Annotated in this window: 5 protein-coding genes; 2 read left to right on the top strand and 3 right to left on the bottom strand. The window is 75.9% G+C overall.

The features are described from left to right. Nucleotides 1-38 precede the first annotated feature (38 nt). Together ACFV61_RS34885 and ACFV61_RS34880 are read right to left on the bottom strand one after the other, a co-directional pair. The gene (locus ACFV61_RS34885) at nt 39-857 is read right to left on the bottom strand and encodes a hypothetical protein (protein WP_380496115.1); all 819 of its coding nucleotides are present in this window, start codon (nt 855-857) and stop codon (nt 39-41) included. Nucleotides 858-1,065: 208 nt separating this feature from the next. Further along, nucleotides 1,066-1,707 (bottom strand): TetR/AcrR family transcriptional regulator, encoded by a 642-nt coding sequence (locus ACFV61_RS34880; protein WP_063352894.1) that lies wholly within the window; start codon nt 1,705-1,707, stop codon nt 1,066-1,068. Nucleotides 1,708-1,755: 48 nt separating this feature from the next. On the opposite strand from ACFV61_RS34880, the gene ACFV61_RS34875 reads away from it, so the two are divergent. Next, a complete protein-coding gene (locus ACFV61_RS34875; protein ID WP_380496113.1) occupies nt 1,756-2,619 on the top strand; it encodes an alpha/beta fold hydrolase in 864 nt (287 codons plus the stop codon). A 187-nt stretch (nt 2,620-2,806) separates the two neighbouring features. Continuing rightward, the gene (locus ACFV61_RS34870) at nt 2,807-3,274 is read left to right on the top strand and encodes an NADAR family protein (protein WP_380496111.1); all 468 of its coding nucleotides are present in this window, start codon (nt 2,807-2,809) and stop codon (nt 3,272-3,274) included. 35 nt (nt 3,275-3,309) lie between these two features. Here ACFV61_RS34870 and ACFV61_RS34865 read toward each other — a convergent pair. Beyond that, nucleotides 3,310-4,170 (bottom strand): BPL-N domain-containing protein (locus tag ACFV61_RS34865; protein WP_380496109.1); only part of this gene is annotated, 861 nt, incomplete at its 5' end.

The raw sequence follows: 4,170 nt of genomic DNA, 5'->3' as shown, positions 1-4,170 counted from the left end.
GCCCGGCCGCCCGCCGCCCGCCGCCCGCCGCCCGGGCGTCAGGCGCAGGTGCTGTCCGCGCAGAGCTGCCACGGCTCCCAGGAGACGAACCGGTCCACCTCGGTGGTCCGCCACGAGCGGTCGCGGTTCCACTCGCGGACGGTCACCCGCAGCCGCCCGTCCGGCAGTTGGACGATCGAGGTCGGCGCGCCCAGGCCCGCGTTGGGGTCCGGCAGCCTGGGCAGCTGCCGCACCGGGCCCCAGGAGTCCTGGGCGTCGACGTCCTGGCTGCGCACCTCCATCGCCGCGTTCGTGCCGGCGCCGGAGGCGAAGGCGTGCAGCCGGCCGTCGCGTTCCCTGAAGAGCGTGAGCCCGCCGTGGTACGGCGGCGGGGACAGCTCGAAGTTCTCGGTCGGGGTCCAGGAGCCGCCGGGCGCGGGCAGGACGGTGTGGCAGAAGCCGCCGTAGGAGGCGAAGAACACCTCCAGGGCGCCGGCGCCGTTCTCGACGGCGCTCACCTGGTACAGCTTCGGGCCCACGGGGGTGGCGCTGACGCGCTCCCAGCCGCCGTAGGCGCCCCCGGGCGCGTCCTGGGAGCGGTGCCAGACGAAGGGCAGGAGGGAGGCCGCCGAACTGTCGTAGAACTGCTGGAACTGTTCGGTCCGCCCGTCGGAGCGCGGCGTCTCCAGCAGGGTGTTCGGGAGCGCGGTACTGGCCAGGCCCTGGGCGGTCGCGTCGGCCCCGCACCCGGCGGCGACGCCCGGCGCGGGGGCGGTGCCCGCCGTGGTCGTCGTGGTCGTCGTGGCCCACGCGGTCGTCCCCGCGAAGGCCACGACCAGCACACCCGACAGCACGGCTTGCGGAAGTCTCCTGTACACGGTCGGTGAACCTCCCCATTCGGTAACGGAAAAGGATTGCCCGGTAGGGGAGTTGGCCGCTTTCGCCGGCCCCTCGCGCGGGACCGGCACATTCTCGTGCACCGGCGCCGGGGCGGACAGGGCGCCTGCGGGGCGGCCGGACGGGATCCGGCCGAACGGCGGCCCGCCCCGGCGGCGGGGGAAGGCCGGCCGGTCCGGGGGCGACAGGTCAGGCGGTCGGCAGGTCCGGGGCGGCGTCACCGCGGGGACGGCCGCGGAACAGCTCGTCCAGGTGGTGGGTGAGGATCGCCAGCGCGGCGTCGCCGGTGCGCTGGCCGCCGAGCACGCTGGAGCCGAGGCCGTTGACCATGGCCAGCAGCCCGGCGGCGGTCATCTCCGGGTCCCTGGCGGGGTCGATCTGCCCGGCCTGCTGGGCCGTGCGGACCTGCTTGGCGAGGAAGCCCTCCAGCAGGTCGGGCTGGGGCGTCCCGTGCTTCTCCACCAGCGCGGGATCGCTGAGCACCAGCGTGTAGTACGCGGCGTAGGTGCGGGTGATCCGGCGGCTCTCCGGGTCGGTGGGCAGGATGCTGGACAGGACCGCGGTCACCAGGCCGCGCGGCGTGGGCGGGGTGGCGGCCGCGGTGATCCACGCCGCCATGCGGGCCTGGAGCTGGGCGCCGAGCCGCTCCAGCGCGTCCAGCAGCAGCCCCTCCTTGGTCGTGAAGTAGTACTGCACCAGCCGCAGGGAGACGCCCGCCTCGGTGGCGACCGCCCGCATGCTGGCCGCCTGCAGCCCCTGGGTGTCGGCGATGCGCAGCAGCGCTTCGGCGATCTGCCGCCGGCGTTCCTCGTGATCGACCCGCGCGTTCATGTGCGACCTCCCTGGTACACCCGTATCATGCCGTGATACACATGTATCATGCGAATCAGCCAGTTCAAGAACGACCAGGCCGGGGACCGGTTTCGCGCCGCCTACGAGCGGGCCCTGACGGAACTGTGGCCCGGGCCGCGGACGGCGCTGGACCTCCCGACCGCGTTCGGGACCACCCGCGTCTACCGGACCGGCCCGCAGCACGGCGAGCCGATCGTGCTGCTGTCCGGCTCGGGCGGAAACGCACTGATGTGGCACCGCTACATCGACACGCTGGCCCGCCACCGCCCGGTCATCGCCGTCGACACGGTCGGCGAACCGGGCGCGAGCGTGCAGAGCGCCCCGATCGCCGACGGCCGGGACGCGGCCGCCTGGCTGGACGAACTCCTGGCCGCACTGGAGGTGACGGACGCCCAGGTCGTCGGCTGCTCCTACGGCGGCTGGCTGGCGCTCCACCACCAGATCCACCACCCCGGGCGGGTCGCCTCCCTCACCCTGGTGGACCCGGCGGGCTTCGCCGACATGGGCGCCCGGTTCTACGCCTGGGTGATCGCCGGCGGCCTCGCCGCCACCGCGCCGCGGGCGCTGCGCCCCCGGCTGGCCCGCCTGGTCGGCAACAGCGCCATCCTGGAGACCGAACTGATGGCCCTGATGCGCGCGTCGATGGGGTTCCGCCGCGCGCTCCCGGTGCCCCCGGTCCTGTCCGACGAGGAACTGCGCGGCCTGGACGTCCCCGCACTGTTCCTGCTCGGGGAGCGCAGCGCCATGCACGACGCGCACGCGGTCGCCGAGCGCCTCGGCCGCCTCGTGCCCTCGGCCCGGACGGAGATCGTGCCCGGCGCCGGCCACGCCCTGCCGACCGACCGGCCGGACCTGGTGGCCGACCGCGTCCTGCATCCCGCCGGGCGGTAGCGCCACCGGCCGGCCCCGGGGGCTCCCGCTGCGCACCGTCCCGCTGACGGAGCACCACGTGAACCGCGCCGAGGCCGCGCCGAGGCCCGTCGAACCCGCGCCCGCGACCGGACGAAAACCGGTTGCGGGCGCGGCTGCACGCCTGCGACCGTACGGCTCCCGCCAACACCCCCTCCACGAGGCCCCGATGACCATCTACTTCTACGGCGCCGACGAAGCCCCGCACGGCTGCTTCTCCAACTTCTCCCCCCACCCCCTCCACCTCGACGGACACCTCTGGCCCACCTCCGAGCACTACTTCCAGGCCCAGAAGTTCGCCGGCACCCGCCACGCCGACCTCGTCCGCCGCGCCCGCACCCCGCTGCGCGCCGCCGAACTGGGCCGCGACCCGGCCGGACCGCTGCGCCGCGACTGGGAGCGCGTCAAGGACGACGTGATGCGCCGGGCGGTGGCGGCCAAGTTCCGGGAGCACCCGGACATCCGCGCCGTCCTGCTCGCCACCGGCGACGAGGAACTCGTCGAGGACACCGGCACCGACCACTACTGGGGGCGCGGACGCACCGGCACCGGCAGGAACATGCTCGGCCGCATCCTGATGCGCACCCGCACCCGGCTGCGCGTCGAGTTCCCCGCCGGACCCGCCGAGCGGGCGTGACACCGCAGCTCACCCGCAGGCGAGTTGACGGAACGTCAGGACGAGGGGGTCGCCGCCATCAGGTCGTGCAGCAGGTCGGCGCCCAGGCCCAGGCCGGTCTTCGACTCGTCGGGCAGGTGGTAGTCGCGGTACCAGTCCGCGGGGGCCTCCGGGTGCGGGCCGCTGACCGCCACCCGGCCGGCGCCGTAGGGGGCGGTGACGGCGGCGGCGCGGCCGTTGGAATAGCGGGCCAGGACGTCCACGCCCGGGCCGTCGACGTCGAAGTACGGGCCGTCCTGGAAGTACATCCGCTGCGGGCGGCCGCGCCAGGCGACGTCGACGAGGCGGTCCTGCTCGTCGGTGACGGTCGCCCCCCGGGAGTGGATGTACTGCCCGGAGTCGCCCGGCAGGAGGTCGTAGCCCGGGTCGCCGGCCAGGTAGCCGCCCATGCACAGGCCCAGGTAGCGCCCGCCGCCCCGGACGAAGTCGCGCACCAGCTCCGGCGAGAAGCCGGGGTCGCGCTGCAGCAGGCCCCACGCGGTGCTCACCTCCTGCCCGTTGGTGCCGCCCGGCTGCACGTACAGCGCGGCGCCGGCCAGCACGCCCGCGCCGAAGCGCAGCCGCTCCTCGGGACCGACGTAGCGCACCGCGAAGCCGTCGCGCTCCAGCAGCTCCCGCGCCGCCTCCGGGCAGCCCTCGCAGGCCGCCGGGCCCCGGTAGACCAGCGCGAGCGGCCGCCCGTCGGCGGCGGCGACCGCGTCGTCGGCCGCGCCGTCCGGCACGGGGGAGGCGCCGCAGGCGGACGCCGTCAGCAGCGCCGCCGCCACCGCCAGGGCCGCCGGGGGGGGGCCCGCGCGCCCCCCCCCCCGCCGGAACGGGCCCCCCGCCCACGCCGCCCCCCGCCCCCCCGGCGCCGC

Source organism: Kitasatospora sp. NPDC059817 (assembly GCF_042731835.1).
Classification (GTDB): domain Bacteria; phylum Actinomycetota; class Actinomycetes; order Streptomycetales; family Streptomycetaceae; genus Kitasatospora.
The sequence above is the reverse complement of the archived record's forward strand: the minus strand, read 5'-3'. Positions and strand labels throughout refer to the sequence as shown.

What these genes read in the sequence shown, in the direction of transcription:
- ACFV61_RS34875 (WP_380496113.1), top strand. Translation starts at nt 1,756, where the DNA reads ATGCGAATCAGCCAGTTCAAGAACGACCAGGCCGGGGACCGGTTTCGC.
- ACFV61_RS34870 (WP_380496111.1), top strand. Translation starts at nt 2,807, where the DNA reads ATGACCATCTACTTCTACGGCGCCGACGAAGCCCCGCACGGCTGCTTC.
- ACFV61_RS34880 (WP_063352894.1), bottom strand. Translation starts at nt 1,707, where the DNA reads ATGAACGCGCGGGTCGATCACGAGGAACGCCGGCGGCAGATCGCCGAA.